Annotated in this window: 2 protein-coding genes; both read right to left on the bottom strand. The window is 38.9% G+C overall.

Translation table 11 applies throughout. The annotated features are described in order from the left end of the window. Positions 1–44: 44 nt before the first annotated feature. Positions 45–548, bottom strand: a complete 504-nt coding sequence (locus Q0340_RS10695) for a hypothetical protein (RefSeq protein WP_298083290.1) — start codon at positions 546–548, stop codon at positions 45–47. Position 549: 1 nt separating this feature from the next. Then, positions 550–1,065 carry a hypothetical protein gene (locus tag Q0340_RS10690; protein ID WP_298083289.1) on the bottom strand — a complete coding sequence of 172 codons (516 nt, stop codon included), beginning with the start codon at positions 1,063–1,065 and terminating at the stop codon, positions 550–552. Positions 1,066–1,079: the final 14 nt, after the last annotated feature.

The raw sequence follows: 1,079 nt of genomic DNA, 5'->3' as shown, positions 1-1,079 counted from the left end.
GCCCCTCTTTGGATTTGCCATCTTTTACTCCTTAATTAAAAGTTTTAATTTTGTATTATATTTTTAGCCGTGTAGTAAATACTTTCTATCACTTTTAATGGATTACATTCGCTATTGTTTAAACACTCTTTTAATTTATCTTCGGCCATGCAAGATACTTGTAGAAGTTTTTCATCTTCAATGCCAAGCTTGCAAGCTTTTGAAAAACTAGCATGCGCTCTATTTATATTATCTGTGCGCCCAAGCTCATCAGATCCTAATTTAAAGCAATAAAACGCTAAATCCGCATCGCAAGCTTTCTGTAATGGTGCGATAGACTCTTCGGTCCTACCTATCTCATATAGCACATATCCGAGCTCTCCGCATTTTTCGGCATTGCCGCTATCACAATGCTTTGATAATATATCCGTTAGCTTCGTGCAGGCACTATATTTCCCGTCGCCCTTATTACAAAGCGAATATAAATTTGCCAAATCCTTTTCTTTAAAACCAAAACCTGCATACGCACACGAGAATGCCAACATCGCTATCAATACCAAACTTTTCATATCATTGCTCCACGATCCAGTTTAGAAGCTCTTTGCCTCTTTTTATCGGATTGCATTCCGTATCTTTTAAGCAAATTTCAAGCTCGTTTTTAAATTTACAATATTCCTCACTGCCGTCGATTTTGGCATCGCAAATTTTATCCAAGCTTCTTATCGCCCTATCGATATTCCCCGTAGCTGCTATATCTGTCGTCATTAACGAAACGCAAGACAGCATCAAATTTGCATCGCAAGCCTTGCTTAAAGGAGCGATAGCGTCTCTATATCGTCCGAATGCAGATAAAAACTCTCCCGCAATCTCGCAGCTCCTAAAATCTTCATTATCACATCTTTTGGTTAAAATTTCGGCCAGTTTCGTACACGCGCTGTATTTCCCATCGCCGTCATCGCAAGAGATCGCCAAATCTTTTTCCTCTTGAGTTTTAAAATCCTCTAAACCTACCTTTGCCGTAGCGGGGATCGCTGCAAATGTCGCTATAAATGCGAATGCTGAAATTTTAAGATAGAATTTTTTCATTAGCACTCCTTGTT

The sequence above is a fragment of the uncultured Campylobacter sp. genome, from assembly GCF_938045595.1.
Classification (GTDB): Bacteria; Campylobacterota; Campylobacteria; order Campylobacterales; family Campylobacteraceae; genus Campylobacter_B.
This window is presented reverse-complemented; position numbering and strand designations above follow the sequence as displayed.